The organism is Pseudalkalibacillus sp. SCS-8 (assembly GCF_040126055.1).
In the GTDB taxonomy this organism is placed as follows: domain Bacteria; phylum Bacillota; class Bacilli; order Bacillales; family Fictibacillaceae; genus Pseudalkalibacillus; species Pseudalkalibacillus nanhaiensis.
On sequence record NZ_CP143541.1, the window covers coordinates 3,052,766 to 3,071,245 of the forward strand.

General features: G+C 45.2%; 13 protein-coding genes. 1 reads left to right on the forward strand and 12 read right to left on the reverse strand.

The genetic code is table 11. The annotated features are described in order from the left end of the window. Positions 1 to 36: 36 nt before the first annotated feature. The gene (locus V1497_RS15845) at positions 37 to 1,266 is read right to left on the reverse strand and encodes a sugar ABC transporter substrate-binding protein (protein ID WP_349408483.1); all 1,230 of its coding nucleotides are present in this window, start codon (positions 1,264 to 1,266) and stop codon (positions 37 to 39) included. Positions 1,267 to 1,625: 359 nt separating this feature from the next. Between V1497_RS15845 and V1497_RS15850 the strand changes: the two genes are divergently transcribed. Continuing rightward, the gene (locus V1497_RS15850) at positions 1,626 to 3,788 is read left to right on the forward strand and encodes a glycoside hydrolase family 3 N-terminal domain-containing protein (protein WP_349408484.1); all 2,163 of its coding nucleotides are present in this window, start codon (positions 1,626 to 1,628) and stop codon (positions 3,786 to 3,788) included. Positions 3,789 to 3,833: 45 nt separating this feature from the next. Here the strand turns inward: V1497_RS15850 and V1497_RS15855 are convergent, their stop codons facing one another. From V1497_RS15855 to V1497_RS15905, 11 genes are all read right to left on the reverse strand, one after another. Next, positions 3,834 to 4,934, reverse strand: coding sequence for a Gfo/Idh/MocA family oxidoreductase (locus V1497_RS15855; RefSeq protein ID WP_349408485.1), 1,101 nt, complete (start codon positions 4,932 to 4,934; stop codon positions 3,834 to 3,836). Between the two features lie 12 nt (positions 4,935 to 4,946). Next, a complete protein-coding gene (locus V1497_RS15860; protein ID WP_349408486.1) occupies positions 4,947 to 5,888 on the reverse strand; it encodes a formylglycine-generating enzyme family protein in 942 nt (313 codons plus the stop codon). Between the two features lies 1 nt (position 5,889). Beyond that, positions 5,890 to 6,684: an endonuclease/exonuclease/phosphatase family protein gene (locus V1497_RS15865; RefSeq protein ID WP_349408487.1), complete on the reverse strand. Its 795-nt coding sequence runs from the start codon at positions 6,682 to 6,684 to the stop codon at positions 5,890 to 5,892. 121 nt (positions 6,685 to 6,805) lie between these two features. Beyond that, positions 6,806 to 8,089 (reverse strand): hypothetical protein, encoded by a 1,284-nt coding sequence (locus V1497_RS15870; protein WP_349408488.1) that lies wholly within the window; start codon positions 8,087 to 8,089, stop codon positions 6,806 to 6,808. Positions 8,090 to 8,104: 15 nt separating this feature from the next. Then, entirely contained in the window at positions 8,105 to 9,571 is a 1,467-nt protein-coding gene (locus V1497_RS15875) for a sulfatase (protein WP_349408489.1), read from the reverse strand. A gap of 25 nt (positions 9,572 to 9,596) precedes the next feature. Next, entirely contained in the window at positions 9,597 to 12,065 is a 2,469-nt protein-coding gene (locus tag V1497_RS15880) for a beta-galactosidase (RefSeq protein ID WP_349408490.1), read from the reverse strand. Positions 12,066 to 12,105: 40 nt separating this feature from the next. After that, entirely contained in the window at positions 12,106 to 12,744 is a 639-nt protein-coding gene (locus tag V1497_RS15885) for a YesL family protein (RefSeq protein ID WP_349408491.1), read from the reverse strand. A 270-nt stretch (positions 12,745 to 13,014) separates the two neighbouring features. Further along, positions 13,015 to 15,387: a beta-galactosidase gene (locus tag V1497_RS15890; RefSeq protein WP_349408492.1), complete on the reverse strand. Its 2,373-nt coding sequence runs from the start codon at positions 15,385 to 15,387 to the stop codon at positions 13,015 to 13,017. Between the two features lie 57 nt (positions 15,388 to 15,444). Continuing rightward, a complete protein-coding gene (locus tag V1497_RS15895; protein WP_349408493.1) occupies positions 15,445 to 16,218 on the reverse strand; it encodes a sugar phosphate isomerase/epimerase in 774 nt (257 codons plus the stop codon). A gap of 33 nt (positions 16,219 to 16,251) precedes the next feature. Further along, entirely contained in the window at positions 16,252 to 17,412 is a 1,161-nt protein-coding gene (locus V1497_RS15900) for a Gfo/Idh/MocA family oxidoreductase (RefSeq protein ID WP_349408494.1), read from the reverse strand. Positions 17,413 to 17,486: 74 nt separating this feature from the next. Continuing rightward, positions 17,487 to 18,461 carry a carbohydrate ABC transporter permease gene (locus V1497_RS15905; RefSeq protein WP_349408495.1) on the reverse strand — a complete coding sequence of 325 codons (975 nt, stop codon included), beginning with the start codon at positions 18,459 to 18,461 and terminating at the stop codon, positions 17,487 to 17,489. Positions 18,462 to 18,480: the final 19 nt, after the last annotated feature.

Consider the following 18,480-nt stretch of genomic DNA (forward strand, 5'->3'; position numbering starts at 1 on the left):
CTTAACGTGTATAACTAAGATCAACTATATCGCAATCTATTCTCTCGCTTCCTTTACCTCTGAACGATATTTTTCCAACTGCTTTTCAACGTCTGCTCCGCCAACCGTAATTTGTTCGATCGCGTTAAGCAGCTCTTGCCCAACGACCTCCCAGTTCTCGATTTGTGGAGTGGATTTAGCCGTTTTCAACTGTTCACCGAACGTGGCTAGCATTTCATTGTCCTTCAATTCAGGCTCTTCCCACGCTTCGACTCTTGAAGGTAATGTATTGGACATTTCAAACCACTCGATTTGCGTATCAACCTCGTTCATGAATGAAATGAATTCAATCGATTTTTCTACTTTTTCTGAACTACTGAAAATGGAGAAATTTGATCCTCCGATGCTTGATGCGACTTGCTCCTTTTTCGGAAGGATGGCAATCGACCATTTATCCTTCAGGTCAGGTGCCTGTTCGTTAAGGATATTGACCATCCACGGTCCACTGACGAACATCGGCTTCACACCATCTTTAAATGCTTGTACGATGTCGATCCCTTCTGATGTCGAACTGAGTCCCTCCTCGAAAAAGCTCGTGTAATACTGGATTGCTTCCGTGAAGGCAGGACTGTCCAGATTCAAGTTCTGTTTTTCCTCATCAAACTCAAAATCATTTTGCCATGCGAAAATGAATGGCATGATCTGATCGTTCCGGTCAATGTCAAATCCATAATAGTTATCTCCACGGTCTGCAAGCTTTTGAGAAGCATCCTTCAGCTCGACCCATGTAGACGGAGCATTTGTATAACCAACTTGTTCTAGAAGGTCTTTGCGATAAAAGAGCACTCTCGTTTCAACATACCATGGAATCCCGACGATCTTACCGTCATATTCCATTGTTTTCGCCGCACCTTCGAAATAATTTTCCTTAGCGAATTCCGGATGATCCTTCACATGTTCAGATAGATCCACAAGCGCACCTGCATCTGCAAATTCAGATACCCAGGTCGTACCCAACTGGACAACGTCTGGTCCTTTTTGGGAAGCAACCGCTGTCAGCAATTTATCATGAGCGTTCTCCCAAGGAATGGCTTGCACATCCACTTTAATCTCTGGGTGCTCGTCCTCGAATTTCTTCGCTATTTCATTCAGCTTCTTTCCTTCCTCACCCATTGCCCAGACTGATATTGTTTTCTCATCATCACCAGACCCATTCGAGCAACCTGCGAGCATTGTAGAAAGCACCATCACACTTGCAAGTATTGATAAACCAACCTTCGTAAACATCTCACTTTCTCCCTCCCAATTTGATTTTTCTAATTTTTTTAAATTTTTTATCTCTAAATATAGTCTAACAAAACGTGACAACACCAGCGTTTTCCATCCTTTGGTTGTCTTCCCCATACTTTTCAGGTTATTGAAACGTTTCAATAACTTGATTATAATCAAGTATGAATCCGCTTTCAACATAGAATAATAACATTTAACATAACACTAATATGCGGGGTATCTCTAATACCAAAGCTTAAGGAGGGAAAAGAATCATACATAAATCCTCATAACGATGAAGGATTACATCTCACTTCGGCGAATTGGTGAAACGTTTCGAAAAATATCAGCTTTCAAAGAATGATAGGAGGAAATCGATGATTAAACAGCATTCTTCAACTCTTGTAAACGAAATGACATTGGATGAAAAAATCGCTCAGTTGATACAGCTTGCGACACATTTTTATAAAGGGGCAACCGAAGAAGGTCAAATCACCGGTCCAATTGAAGAAATGGGCATTACCGGAGACACCGTCCAAAACAGTGGATCGGTTCTGGGTGCTTCCGGTGCAAAGACGACCAAATCCATCCAAAAGGCCCACCTGAACGACAATCGTTTAGGGATTCCATTATTATTCATGTCGGATATCATCCACGGGTATAAGACCATCTTTCCAGTACCATTAGCCATGGGATGTTCATGGGATTTGGAATTGGCGGAAAAAAGTGCAGAAATTGCAGCCAAAGAAGCAGCTGTATCAGGCGTCCATGTCACTTTTTCCCCTATGGTTGACCTAACCCGTGACCCTCGCTGGGGACGAGTGATGGAATCCACTGGAGAAGATCCATTCTTGAACAGTGAATTTGCGAAAGCTTTAGTAAGAGGGTATCAAGGAGAAGATTATACGAAGGACAATGACCGGGTTGCTGCATGTGTAAAGCACTTTGCTGCTTACGGCGCTCCAGAAGGTGGCCGTGATTATAACACTGTCGACATGTCAGAAAGACAGCTTCGTGAGTATTACCTCCCAGCATACAAAGCAGCGTTGGATGAAGGTTGTGCGATGGTCATGACGGCATTCAATATTCTCGATGGTGTTCCTGCTACCGGAAACAAAAGATTGATGCGTGATCTCCTTCGTGAGGAGTGGGGCTTTGACGGTGTCGTGATCTCCGATTGGGGCGCCGTCAAGGAATTGATACATCACGGATATGCAGAAGATGAAAAGGATGCCGCTCAAAAAGGGTTAAAAGCGGGTGTTGATATTGAAATGATGACACCTTGTTACGTCCATCATCTCAAGACACTAGTAGAGGAAGGAAGCATAAGTGAAAGCTTGATTGATGAAGCCGTCCTGAGAATATTGGAACTGAAAGAAAAACTTGGTTTGTTCGAAAATCCTTACCGAGCTGCAGATGAAGAACGTGAAAAAGAAATTGTGTTCTCTGAGTCTCACCGTAAAGCAGCAAGAGAGCTTGCCGCGAAATCATCTGTTCTTCTGAAAAATGAAGGTGTACTTCCTCTGGATAGGGAGCAAAAGGTCGCTTTGATCGGGCCGTTCGCCGAGCACGATGACCTGCTTGGTCCATGGTCGTGGATCGGCTCTAGAGAAGACGCCGTTAAAGTACGTGAAGGATTCGAATCAAAAATCGATTCACGACAGCTTTCAAGTGCAAAAGGCAGTGACATTTCAGCTGTGACTTCATCCCAAATCAATGAGGCACGTCGTTCAGCAGAAAATGCCGATGTCATCGTCCTTGCTTTAGGTGAAGAATCAGATATGAGTGGTGAAGCCGGATCTCGTGCTGATATACGATTGCCAGAGGCACAGCTTAAATTGGTCGAAGAAATGAGTAAACTGAATAAACCGATGGTAGCTGTTTTGTTCAATGGACGACCGCTTGATCTACACGGTGTCGTGGATAAAGTTGACGCTGTATTAGAAGCCTGGTTCCCTGGATCTGAAGCAGGGTCCGCTGTAGCTGACCTCCTTTATGGAGACGCAAACCCTTCTGGAAGACTGACGATGTCCTTCCCGTATTCCGTCGGTCAAGTACCTGTCTACTATAATCGGTATAATACGGGACGCCCACAGAAGAAAGGCGTTCAAGAACGTTTCGTCTCCCAATATCTTGATATTCCGAATGAACCATTGTTTCCATTCGGATTCGGTCTTAGCTACACGACGTTCTCTTACAGTGACGTGACGTTATCGAGTTCCGTCATAAAGCCTGAGCAACCCCTTCATCTTACCGTTAATGTGACGAACACAGGTGAGGTTGCAGGTGATGAAGTGGTACAGCTTTATGTACGTGATATAACCGGGGAAGTCGTACGTCCGCTTCGAGAATTGAAAGGGTTCAAGAAGATCTGGTTAGAGCCTGGTGAAACGAAGGAAGTTGCATTCACTTTAACGGAAGAGCAATTACGCTACTATCATTCTGATTTGTCCCATGAAAGTGACGCTGGTAAATTCAATTTATATATTGGAGCGAACAGCCGAGATGCGGCAGAATACGCATTCGAGCTAATCAAATAAAAAAGAAGTGCAAAAAAAGACTGAGTGACAGATCGAATCTGTTACTCAGTCTTTCTTTATAGAGGCTACTTCTGTATTTAAACAAATGGCATCTCTCTGAGCAATCAAGCACAACTCAGCTGCCTTGAACGTGTGGGATTGCCGCATCGCATTTTCTGTGCCGTTCAAACAATCCAGGATCAAATCACCGAAGTAAGGAAAACCGACCTCTCCATTCAATGAAAAATGGTGTTCTCCTTGACCATTGACCAAATAGAGATGATCCCCGCTCTTGTCCCTTGCAATATCAATGTATTTTCTCAATTCGATATATCCTTCTGTTCCTAGAATGAATGTACGACCATCTCCCCATGTCCCCAGACCGTCCGGAGTCAGCCAATCCACCCTGAAATAATGCGTAGCCCCATTATCTGCAATAAGGGTTGCATCGCCGAAATCTTCCAACTCTGGATAGTTCGGATGCTTATAATTACCGACTTTACTATGAACAACTCTGGCATCCTCTGCCTTTGCAAAATGAAGAAACTGCTCGATCTGGTGACTGCCGATATCACAGAGGATCCCACCGTATTGCTCCTTATTGAAGAACCAGTCAGGTCTACTTTCCACATTGATTCTGTGAGGACCTGTCCCCATCACCTGGACAACTTGTCCAATCGCCCCCTGGTCAATAAGCTGACCTGCATAGACTGCACTTTCCACATGAAGCCTTTCGCTGTAATAAACGGCCCAAATCAGTCCAGTCTCCTTCGTCTTCTGTCGTGCAGCTTTAAGCTGGATCATTTTTGTAAAAGGGGTCTTATCCGTAAAGTAGTGCTTCCCATATTCGAGCACTGTCAAACCAAGCGCACACCTCTCAGAAGGAACAGCAGCCCCCGCAACCAGCTTGATCTCGGGATCTTCTAGAACCTCATCTAAAGATGAAGCCACCTGGACACCCGGATAGGCTTTACAGAACGCTTCCACCTTTGATGGATACGGGTCATAGACCAATTTCAAGGATGCTCCAGCTTCCGTCAAGCCGTTGCACATGCCATAGATGTGACCATGATCAAGACATACCGCAGCAATGGGAAATTCCCCTTCTTGAACCACCCTTTTTCTCTTTCCTTCAGGTGCATAGTTCATGCCATCCATTTTTTGCATTCCATTCCCTCCTCAGTGAAGATCCGCTGCACACCGAAAACCGATATTTCCAGTTGAGCTGTCTGGTGAATTTGAACTTCGGGCAGCGACACGATAACGATTGCAATACGATTTATGACATAAGTAGGAGCCGCCTCTCATCGACTTCACTTGACCTTGTACAGGGCCTTTCGGGTTTCGAGAGTCACTCGTCCTGTGATAGCTAGGACTGAACCAATCCTCGCACCATTCCCATACATTCCCGCACACATTATAAAGTCCATAGCCGTTCGGAGAATAAGCATCGACAGGAGCTGTTCCTGCATACCCGTCCCTTACCGTGTTTTCATTGGGGAAACGACCTTGCCAAATGTTGCATTGATGTTTTCCTCCGACAATCAATTCATCGCCCCATGCATAGGTTCGCTTCTCCAAGCCACCTCGCGCAGCATATTCCCACTCTGCTTCTGTTGGTAGCCGTTTCCCCGCCCAATTGCAATACGCTTGGGCATCATTCCAAGAAATATGTATGACAGGATGATACATCCTTTTTTCAATGGAAGAGTCCGGCCCTTCCGGCTGCTTCCAGAAGGCCCCCTCAACCGCAAACCACCACGGAATATTCGGAACGCTTTGAGGCTTATCCGCCCATGTCTTTTCAGAAATGAATTGATGAAAGACGAACGACCATCCGAACTTCTCTGCCTCTGTAACATATCCGGTTTCACGGACGAACGCTTGGAACTGTTCATTGGTGACAGCATACTTATCAATATAAAAGTGATCCAACGTTACGGTTCGAGAAGGGCCTTCACCGTCTCTCGGGAAACCATCTACCCGATCGGTTCCCATGATGAAGTTTCCTCCTTCTAATAGGACCATCCCTTCTGTGGATAGACGTTTCCTTTTTTCGAGAGTCTTTGTATTCGTTCCGGGATTTTCAGTTCGCCTTTCTGGTGTGCAACAATTCTTCATGCTATGCCTCCTTAGATGGGATCTGCAAGGTTGTCAGGACAGGGTAATGATCAGAAGGATAACCTCCGTTAACTTCGCTCCGATCAATTTCTGTGGATAAGATATGTACATCGGGAGTCGTGAAAATATAATCGATCGGCTTCCCTTTAAAACCGCCTTCAAAGCTGTGAAAGGTTTTTCCAGGTGTTATCTGTGAGAACGCATCTTGTAAGGTTAATGTGTCTGATACGTATTCATCGATATACCGGATGGCCTTTTGATCGGGTTCTGCGTTGAAATCCCCAGTGAGTATGACAGGTACACCCTCCTTCGCATGTAGCTGCTGGATTTTTTCAAGAATTAACTGAATGCCTTTCTCACGTGCCTGTTGACTGACATGATCCAAGTGGGTATTGAAATGGAGGAAGGACTCTTGTCGGTGAATTTTGGATTGGAAGTAAGCCCACGTACAGATTCTTGGAAAATCACTGTCCCAGCTGATGCTTCCTGGAACGTCAGGCTGTTCGGATAACCAAAATTGGCCAGAATTAAGAACCTCCAGTTCTTCTCCTCGATAAAAAATCGCACAAAACTCATCCTCCAATCCGCCTCGACGTCCCTCACCAAGCCATTGATAATCTGGTAGAAGATGAGAGATGTCCTTTAACATCGGAAGTGTTCCTTCCTGCGTGCCGATAATCAAAGGACGATGCTTGCCTAACATATGCTTAACCTTATCTTTCCTGTGTGCCCAAGCATTCTTCCCGTCCTGAGGAAGATCGACTCTCAAATTGAATGTCATCGCTTTTAGTTCCATGCTCTCAAACACCTCCTTTTTCACGTCATTTCAGAGAAAAATACGCCTTAAATCTATGACGGAGCGAATAGGAACAAGGACCAACCAATTAAATAGTTGATCCTCGTTTTTTTCAGTCTTATCAAGTTCTGGTTGATTCAGTTGCTTCTACAAGTCGTTCCGTGAAGAAGGACATGCCGCGTTTAAAGGCTGTCAGTCCATAAAGCATGGAGCTCCAATCAATCAACGTAATCTTCGTCGGATACCAGCGATCCTTCTGCTCAAGATGCCACCAGGAATAACGGTGCAAACCATAGACATATGAAGCTTTGAACTTACTTTCATCTTCTTTATCGGTAGGATTCGTGTATTCATCATATGGAATATGCAAACGATAAAGCGCATAAAGATCATGGATGCCTGCTGGATACACAGGGAGAAATCCTGCTACGATATAGGCCGAAGCAATGTCACCAGGTGAGTTGTTCACCTTGTCAGCATGATAACCACCATGTAAACCATCATTCGGTCCAGCGCCATATCCCCATACATAGGAAGGGACATCCTCATGTTCCTTCCATTTCAGCCGATCGGCCTGGCAGGCATTCATGTAGTGCTCGCGAAATACAGAACTCTTCGCATATTCCGGTACAAGATAGTAAGGAAATTGGTGAACAAATGAAGATAAGAAAGCATTGTTCTCATTATCCGTCAACACGTCAATATCTCGGTAGCGTGCCTTTGGAAATTCGTCCAGCTTCGACTCAGCAAAATTTCCATACCATAATGCTTGGATGTCTTCATTGTCAGGCTGACCTAATAAAGCAAGATGAGCGACGAGTGCATATTCATTGAAGGATGCCAACGACGCTGTTCCTCTGCCATCCTTTACGATCATATTGATGACACCTTTGTCTTTATCGGAAATGACCACTTTCCAGTCGATTTGATTCAAGAGTCTCTGTGCCATTTCCTTGATTTCTGGATCGTTCTTGAAGTGTTCACCCGCAAAAAGGGCACCGGCAACCAATAAGGACGTATCAATGGTTGAGATTTCTGAATTCAAATTTTCTCCCGTTTCCATATCGACGAAATGAGCAAAAAAGCCCGTTTCCGCATCTCGTGTCGGTTGACACCCCTCTACTTCTCCTAAAACACATTTCAAGGTCGTTACGGCTTTTTCGGATGCATTGTCATCCCAGCCCTCCATGTCCGCAACAGTTAGTCCAATAAGACCTACACCAGTCGCGGCAATGGAACACATTTGATCCGGATTCTCGCCAAAGGTCATGTATGCATCTGCATACAGTCCCGTCCTCGGGTGACGAGACGCATCGAGCAGACGATAGGAATCATGATATTGCCGGTCGAAAAATGCTCTTACAGGCTCAGGTAGATTCATATAGAAATCCGTTACTTGTGTCATACGTAGTACCCCTTTCTAAACCGTTTCATAGATTCGCTTGAATTTATCATGGCGGCGTTCCAGTCGTTCTGCAGCCTCATATCGCCCTTCCTCTTTCAAGCGGCCGACATGCTGGTCCAGCTCTCCTTTTGTATGATAAGGACCACCCTCGTGGATGACATTCCACATCGGATCGACAGGAGAATCAGAGGATGCCATTTGCTCAGCAACCCATTCATCCAGCAGGATCATGCCTCGACCGACAATTTCAGGATGCGAGTCTACGAGATTCGTTGTTTCATGTGGGTCGTTCTCAATATCAAACAACATCAAATCAGGGAAATCCTTCATTCCATCATGATAGGTTCGAATCAGCATCCAGTTATCAAATCGAACGGCACGCTGACAGCTCCATGCTGCTTGACTGACCACAAGATAAGGTCTTCCTGATGAGCGTCCTTCCGTCAACGCAGGAAGGAAGCTGATGCCATCCCATTTCTCTCGCTGAGCAGCACCTGCCATTTCAACTAACGTAGGCCCTAGATCCACTTGATAATGGAAGTCTGTATCGATGTGTCCCTGACGGATTTCAGGTCCTGCCATGATCAGCGGGATACGACTTGTGATATGGTCCGCTGTCTGATGATCGCCGTAAATGTTCAGTTCACCTTGATTTTCGCCATGATCTGCTGAAATGATGATGATCGTATCTTCTAACAGCCCTTCTTCCTCCAAGGCATTGACGATCATACCGACATGGTCATCCACATAACGGATCGCTGTATCGTACCCATCGATCCAGCGTTTAAAATCTTCACGTGAGTGGATCTCAGACGGTAAATCCGGCCACTGGTTCCCCGCCGGAACATTTCGAGCACTCATCGGTCCGTAGCTTTCTTGGTGCTCGGCGATGATCTCGTCCGTCAACCACTCCGGAGCAGGATCGTTTTTGAATGGATTTCCATAGGATACCGGTGTCCTGTATGGCGTATGAGGATCCCAGAAGTTCAGATATAGCATCCAATCTTCCTTTTCAGTCCCTCTTCCTTTAATCCATCGTAAGGCTTCCTCCGCTACATCCCCCGCTGTTTCACCTGCTTGTTTATTCGTATCATGGACCTCAAGAAAGCCTTCCAGCACACTCCAGTTCGCATGTCGCCCAGGGAAGGGACTGATCATTGTTGTGTGATGTCCTTTAAAACGCATAACATCTACCCACGCCTGATAAGGTGAGCTGTGGTAATTGAACGGTCGCTCTGCTCCGATCGGACGGTTGTCCGCATCTGTTCCTCCATGATTGACAACACCTGTGTGGATGCCGAATCTGGATTTAAACATCGCATTTCTAGAGGGGGCACAAGGAGCATCTGACGCATAATAATTCGTGAAGCTTGTCCCTCTCTCTGCAATCCTGTCAATATTAGGAGATGTTTCACGGTGGTACCCGTAGCAGCCTAAATGATCGGGACGAAGAGAATCGATATCAATGTAAAGTACACGCATAATCAATCTTCCTTTCTAGTTTTCTTTAATTGCCTTGGACGACTTGTGTATGGTGGTCAGTCTGAGTGATTTTACTGGTTGGTTGGAATCGTATCGTTAATTGGTCATCAACCTTTGCATGCTTCTTGGAGTGGATAACGATCTTCTCATCCTCTCTTTTCACCTCATACTCATCACTTGGAAGTAAGGATCGATCTGTCTTCAAGACGATGATATCTTTACTTTGAGTAAGTCTGAAATCCAGCTGGTCAGGCGTAACAGCTTCAACTTCAGCAGTCGATTGTACAATTGTTACATCTCCCAACGTCATCTCAACAGGAAGCATGACTCCTTCCTTACTATGCAATTCCAGCTTACGACCACCGAATAAAGGACGGCCATTTTCATAGATTGTCATCTGCTTATCAAATCCATCGAGATTCAAAAGATGGATGAAACGCTCGTTTTCGTTATTTTTCGTAGATGTCATAAAGATCCCATGCTGCTCACAATCATGATAGAGGGACGGTCGTGCTCCCAACTCTTCCAAAATCCCTTTGAAGAAAGAGATGGCTGTTGTATAAACCGTCGAAATGACTGTTGCCTTCCCCTTGCCTACTTCCGTCGTAAAACCACAAACTTCATCGGTTCCATAAACACAGAAAAGGGGTTCCACTTCGGTACCACACTCAAACACTTGTGCCACATGTGTCCTGATTTCTGGACGTGCTGCTGCTTTTCCAACACCATAAACCGATAACGCATAATGCTGTTTCGCTCTTCGTGTACCGATCGGCTTGACGTTGAGTGCATCCGCCAAAGTCGTACAAGGACTCGCTTCCATATCATATTGAGGAACTTGACCGTAAAGAAGGATGCTGCCACCCTCGAACAAATAATCAGCCAGCTTTCGTTGTACCTGCTTGTCCATATAGAGAGCGGATGCTAGGACAAGGACTGGCGTTGATTGTGGATCGATCGGTTTATTCTGAATATCGACTGAACCAAAACGGTAATTGGCAAGGAGCATCGCTTTCACTAACGTGTCCCAGGCTGCAGGAGCCCGGTTCGCCTCAATATTCTGATACATCTCTTTCATCTTATCGCTTGAAGGATACCGCGATTCAGTCATGAAGTAATCCGGAATAAACGCAAAGGCGAGATCATCCTTCTCTTCCTCCATGGTTGCCAGCTTGTCCGACACAGCCATCACTGTACGTGTTGCACGTGCCATCCGGTGGAAGGTATAATTCCGTTCGCCTTCAGGACTGATAGGTGCCGCAAAGCCGTGACGTTCCCCAGTATGAGCGATCCGATCATTTCCATCGTTGTATGTTTCATCGAGGCGATAGTTCCGCCCACCAGAGAAAAGATAATAATTGATCATCCTGTTCCCTTGTGCGATACACATGCGCATTTTAAAATCGGCAGCCGACGGATCATACCGTTCACCAATATTCTCGCCGAAGTTCCCATCTCCACAGTTGAACTCGATCGACGTCAAGGGTTGGTCAGGATGGTGGACGGCATCCATGAATCCATTGATCACATACAAATCTTGAAAGTTTCCAATCGTCATATCAGGAAAATAAATGTCCGATCCTGAAATGTACTCTGGTGACTGGGTGTAGCTTTCATAAAGCTGGCTTATGCCGATCGGATACTTAAGGGCACGACCTCCATCAGTTCCGTGGATGTTCACAACGAATGGAATGTCCTTCACTCCGAATTCCTCTGCATAGGACCTTAAAGTTTCCACATAACGGGCAAAACGGTTCCGCATGTAATGCCCTAAATCCAGATGCAGATAAGGTGAGTAAGACTCAGAAGGTGACTGGATCGCTTTCTTCCTCGTCTGTTCCTCATCCAGATTGAAAGGATAACGCTCACCCAGCTCCTCAGGCGTATACCGATTTTTCAGCCAAGACGCGAAATCCTCTAGAACCGTGTCTGTTAAGTCAGGACTGTTGCTGACCCATGACAGCATTCCGATTTCATTATCAAGCTGTAAGCCGATGATGTTCCCACCGTTCACGTAAGTCCTTGGAGCTACAATCTTCATGACAGCTTCATACCACTCGCGCGTCTCTTTTAAGAAGCCTGGGGCCATATAATCCAGCGTTTTTGTCGTAATTGGATTCCCATCCCAAGTAACTGGAACGATTTCAGGATGCTTTTCCATCACCCAATGCGGAATCCCTTCGTTCTTCATTTCAGCCATGATGAACGGACCAGGTCGTACGAAGAAATAAAGATCATTCTCTTCACATAGATCAATAAAACCCTCTAAATCAAGCTCTGGACGGGATTTACCTTTCAAGTCGATCTCGCCATCCCGAGGTTCATGGCAAATCCAAGGAACATACGAAGCTACGGCATTGCAGCCAGCTTCCTTCAACTTATCAAGACGATCCTGCCATTCATGCCGTTCCAATCGGTAATAATGGATTTCGCCGCACATGATGATTTGAGGTTTGCCATCAATGAGAATTTGTTTGTTTTTAATTTCAATCACGTACATACCTCCCTTTCTAAATTCTTCTTAGATTTTCGTCTTACTCGTTCTTCACCGCATCCTGTTGTCGTTCGTCGATTTTCCTGAACATCGGTTGTGATATCCATGTGACATATAACGCAATCAAGCTCCCACCAAAGAAAGGAATTAACGTCGGCATCAGATACATCACCAGACTGATGGCCCCTACACCCAGAATTGCAGCAAAGCTTTTGAACGGATGAAGCATCGCAATGAAAATCGTATTTCGGAACAACTGCACAAGCGTCAATTTATAATGGACGAAAACTGGGAAGATCATAACTGCCATCAGGACATAAACGAACAAGAGCATGATTGTAAATGACTTTAAAAGAAAGAATATCGTTGATGAGGACGACGTAAAGTACAGGTAATCGACATATAAAACAATACCGATTAAGGTCAATACCCATCCGAATGCATTTGCTCTTTTGAAATCTTCCTTAAAGGTTTGCCAAAAGAGACGGTGCACGGAAAAGTCGGCATTACCTCTGACCCACCTTCTGATCAGTGCATACATGGCGGAAGTCGCAGGAAAGAATCCTGCAATCAACAAGCCAAGCAATGAACAGCCGATCCACAGCACATTGACATAAGCGAGCCTTGTTATCCAATCAAATAGTACAAATAACTTTCCTTTAAACCCTTTCACTTCCATACCATCATCAACCCAATTCTAGTTTGTTTATCTATGTTTTATTGCTAATTTTTTATTTCTTTGAAATTCACTCGCTTTCCGCGGGCGATCCGCAAGCCTCCTCCCTTGTACAGGATGTACTGACTTCGACGTCCACCATAGGACGTGGTGGCTTTTAGTCGAAGATCCTTTAAAAAATACATTGCGGGGTCTCGCCTGGCTCGCTTTTCCCGCAGGAGTCTCGTGAATTTCATTTACATAAAAAATCACAATACAGAGTCTAACCTTTGATCAACCTGTGACGGTTTTCTTCGTTTTGTTGAAAACGAAGGTTGTCGGTCCGTCGATATGATTCAAGCTTATCGCATCCCCTTCACTCATAGGAGCCGAATCCGTATTCCATTCTGCATTCGACTTTAACTTCAGACTTCCTTCTGGTCCGACTGGTGCGACAGTCAGCTCGACCTCAGCGTCGGAAACGTCTAGCTTGATGACTTCAACTGTTGCGTATTCAATCGTCAACCCATCTGTAAGTTCAAAGTTCCGTAAAAAGATTGCAGAAGACCTAGGTGGTAAAGTGATTTCTTCTCCCTCAAATAGTGGTTTCGCGTTCTCATGGATGACAGCTGTTTGTTCAATTTCATCGTAATTGCTGATGAAGAAGTAAGATTCATGTCCATCAGTCCGTTCAACGAGTGACAAATCTGGATTTGTTGAACGTAAATGGGTAGTGATCCCCATTTCTTCAGCCAGCTTTATGATCACATCCAGCTGATAACCGTAGTCATGTCCCATCGCGATACCTAATACGAGGATTTGTCCGTTACCAACTGATTTCTTGTAGGCTGCTACCTCATCTTTACCAGTCCGGGTGAAACGAGCAATCGCCTTCCCATCAAAACGGGAGAAACGTAGACGTTGCTTGATATTGACAGAATCAATATCCAATACATCCACATAGTCCGTAAAACCACCGACGACCTCCCATTCACCCAGGTCCAATTCATCCGCAAGGATCCGACAAGGCTTTCCGCTCAGATTCTCAACGGGAAGCTCAGGATAGACGATCAACCTACCACCTTCGCGCACATAGTTTACTAGGCGCTCCTGGACACGTTCATCCATCCTCTTTGTGGAGAACACCCATAATGACGGGACTTCCTCTACAGATAACGCTTTCAAAAGATCGACTGCTTCAAATTGAATATTGGCTGCAGTCAACAACCGGACCGTACCATCAAAAGCCGTTTGCTCCCGTTTACCGATAACATCCCCAAGTAAGCCTCTGTCCCGTTCTTCGACGACTTCGGTCATGTAATCATCCGGGTTGAAGCCGATGAATGTATGGACTTTTTTAGGTGCATCCATAAGTCTATGACCGATCGATTGAAAGACCTTCCCCAAATGTGAGGCCTTATGATAGTTCGCTCGTAAGCCCCCCTTGGAATCAATCGGCGCCTGCCATTCATGACGTCTACCGAATAAACCGATATTTTCATAGTTTTCGCCAGCGACAAACATGTAATAATTCAATGCATTCATTCCATGAGCAACACATGTCCTCGTGTTCAAATCGAGGTCCTGCGGATAAAGCCTAGGCCGATCTGCAAGTCGGCCAGATTGGAATTCTGCAGAGAATACCGGCTGATCTTGGTGAGAGATCGCTCTTGTGTACGTGGTCGCCAGTACAAGATCGTGATAATTGTCATAACCGATATGCCCTGGATAAAAGTCGCCGGCAATCACCACATCATCAAATTCAGCTGTGCGATAAAGCTGAGACAGCCCAATCGGATAATCTGTCCCACGGCTGTAAATGGAATAGTCCTTGAATCCATGCACATTGATGATGAAGGGTACCGTAATCCCCGTTTCATGTGCGAACGATCTCAAGTCACCGACATAATCCCTGATGTACTCCCTCCTGAACGAACTCCACTCATAATGGAAGGAAGGGTATCCGTCTGGTAAGCCTCTTGCAAATGTTTCAATGAAGCTGCTGAAGGACCGCTCATTAATCTCGTGAACCTCATTGAATCGGATGATGGAGCCATACTTGTCCTTTAAATAGTTTTCAAAACGGGCGATTGTGTCTGCATTATAATCGGACGTATTACTCACCCAATGGAACATACCGATTTCATTGCATAATTGATACATGATGATTGGGCCGCCATGCTCGATTTGTTTCGGAGCAATGATTTGGTTCACCGCTTCATACCACTTTCGAGTTTTTTCCAAAAACAGCGGATGTCGATACGATACGACTCGAGTTGGATGCTCAGCTCCTTCACGTGTCTTTGCAACAACCTCTGGATACCGATCAAGCAGCCAGTCCGGTACACCGTGGAAACGTACTTCAGCCATGACATATGGACCTGGACGGACAATGCAATAGAAACCAAACGATTCAGCCAGCTCGAGAAAGCCTTTCAGGTCTCTTTCCCCTCTCGTTTCACCGGTAAAGTCATATACGCCCTCATCCATTTCATGCCACACCCATGGCACATAGGTACTTACGAGATTGCATCCCGCTTCCTTCAATTTGATGAGACGATCCTCCCATTCGTTTTTCGGAACACGATAATAATGCAATTCACCACCATATAGGAACTCCTCTTTCCCATTTATGATGAATTTCTTTTGCTTCATTTCAACTGTCATGTTTCATGTCCTCCTCTAGTTACTCCAGCTTTCGATGTCATGATGTATGTATAAAAATTACGACTTTACCGGTGGGAGCTGCTCTACCATTTGATTAAGGTTGTCAAGACTGAGCTGTAAGCTGTCGAGCGGAGAGCCAGAACATTCATCTTGTTCGACGGCGTACCACTCAATTCCATTTCGTTCGCCCCAAGTCAGAATCGGTTTGAAATCGATGGTTCCCGTTCCAATTTCCGCAAAGGATTGCGCCTCATCCTTCCCCATATCCTTCAAATGGATAACCGGCATACGGTTCGCATAGGAGGCAATGAACGTCATTGGATCTTGACCAGCTTTTTTAACCCAATACGTATCGATTTCAGCGAGAACGTCATTCCCTTCTTCAGGCTCCAGCATATATTCCAATGCCGATTTCCCTTCAACCTCAGTACGGAATTCAAAATCATGATGATGATAACTGACACGGTATCCTTCACTTTTCAACCTGGATGCGATTTGATTTAAATCCCTCCGGATTGCAATATAGCTTTCAGCTGTTCGTAATTCATCAGGAACGTAAGGACAAACAAGGTCTTTCGTGTTCAACGCTTTTGCCTCTTCTACAACCTCTTGAAGATCATCCCGAAGCCGATCGAGACCGACATGCATACCGGCCGTCTTTAATCCCGTCTCTTGGAGGACCCCGGCGATCTCTTCCCTGGAATACCCGAACAAACCGCTGATTTGTACACCTGACCAGCCCATCTGTTTCAGCTCCCTCAATACTCCTGGAAAATCATCCGCCAACAAATCCCTTACCGTATACATTTGGACTGCAAATTTTTTTCTCATGATTGAAAACCTCCCATGAAATTAAGTTTGAGATCAGAACGTCCCCTCAACATCAAGCGTCCGAGATTCAGAACGTTGTTTCGAATAAGTTGAATGTGCAATACGCTCTTGTAGCTTTTCATAATAGTGATTCTCATCAATCGGTAGATCCACCCATGCGTCTGTCCAAGTTGATAAATGCATTGCATTCGATAACATCAATCCTTTGAGACCCTCTTCGCCAGGTGCAATCAATTCGTTTCCAAAACGGATCGCATCAACCCAATTGACCAGAATGCCTCCATGACCCGTTTCCACACCGTGAACCGGAATTTCACACTTCCAATTCTCAGGTACGCCGAATCCACCCTTCCATTCTTGGTTGAATGTACTTTCAGGAATTCGATTACGCCAGAAGGTGATCTTTCCGTCTTCTACGACAAGTTTTCCTTTATCCGCATAGATTTCAAAACGATTCGTTTCTGGTGCGACGCCAGTAGACGTAACGAATAAACCGGTGGCGCCATTTTCGTATTCGACATAAGCTGTTACGTCATCTTCGACTTCTACATCACGATATTTTCCAAAGCTGCAGAATGCCCGGACACGCTTCGGCATCATCCCGATCATCCATTGCCATAAATCAAGCTGATGGGGACACTGGTTGATGAGGACGCCGCCCCCTTCTCCTGACCAGGTAGCACGCCAAGTACCGGAATCATAATAGCTTTGTGAACGATACCAATCAATCGTCCAGATGGTACGCTTGATCTTTCCGAGCTCCCCTGATGAAACGAGATCTTTTACTTTTTGATAAACAGGGTTCGTCCGCTGGTTATACATGATGGCAAATACCCGATCGCTGTTCGCTGCTTCCTCGTTCATCTGTCTTACTTGTTTCGTATAAACGCCAGCGGGCTTTTCACATAACACATGCTTATTGCAACGGAATGCTTCCATGGCAATATCAGAATGCTGATAATGAGGGGTGGCGATAATGACGCCATCCACTCGTTCAGAGGAAAGGAGGTTTTCATATTCTGCGTAGACATCCACTTGCTGTCCAAATTGCTCACTTGCCCACTTCCGTCTCTCGGCCCTGACATCACAAACAGCGGTCAGTTCGGCTCCTTTAATTCCTCCATTCAACAACATGAGTGCGTGTGCAGATCCCATATTGCCGATACCAATGATGCCAATACGTACGGGGTCCATATCCATGTCCTCCTTTGAATCATTAAAAACAAATCCATTTTGGTAAAGCGAAACGTTTCAAATGTGGCTGGAATTTATTCCCCTGTAATTCCTGTCTTGTCGAGTACTTCGACGAACCATCTCTGAGCGAACATATACAATACGAGCAACGGCAGAATGACAAGCACGGTCCCTGCAAACTTGATCGATTCATTAATGTCGGCACCACTGCTCTCCCCGCCACTGGACGAAGAATAGAGGACCCTGAATGAATCATTAAACTCTTTGAGCTTCAATGGGAGTGTGGACATGCTGTCTCCTAAATAGAGCGAAGCCGTATACGTTTCATTCCAATGCCAGACCAGTGAAAACAGAAATACAACAACCAATGCTGGAATGGAAATCGGCAGTATGATTCTGAAAAAGATCGTAAAGTAATTCGCTCCATCCAATTGAGCAGATTCATCAAGCACTGGCGGAATCGAGCGGAAAAATTGCGTATAGATCAGGATAAACAAAGCACTCTTGATTCCTCCAGCAAATATAGCTGGGATGATGAATGGTAAAGGCGTGCCCAGCATGCCGTATTGTTCAAACATGAGGAACATTGGAATCATGACAATCTGGGTCGGAATGATGAAGGTAAGAAGCATCAATCCAAAAAGAATGTTCTTACCCGGAAAACGGAATCGTGCAAATCCGAACCCGACAATGGCACATGAAACCATCTGAGCAAGAGCTGGCAAAACGGAATTCAATAAAGACGTCATGAACGTTTTCGGAAACTCCAGTACATGCCATGCTTTTACGAAGTTTTCAATATAGAGCTCTTTTGGAATCCACAAAACGGTTGGATCCAGCAAATCACTCAGACTTTTGAAGCTGTTGGAAACCATATAAAGGATTGGATATAAGTAGATGAACCCGACGCTGATCAACAATGCATAAATGAATGTTTTGAAGATCAATCCATCATTCCCTTGTAATCCGAGCAGCGCCTTCTTCACACGAGTTCCCGTTGTATTCACTTTTTTCAGTACAAATCTGTTTGTTTCATGAACCAGTTTCATAAGGTGTCACATCCTACTG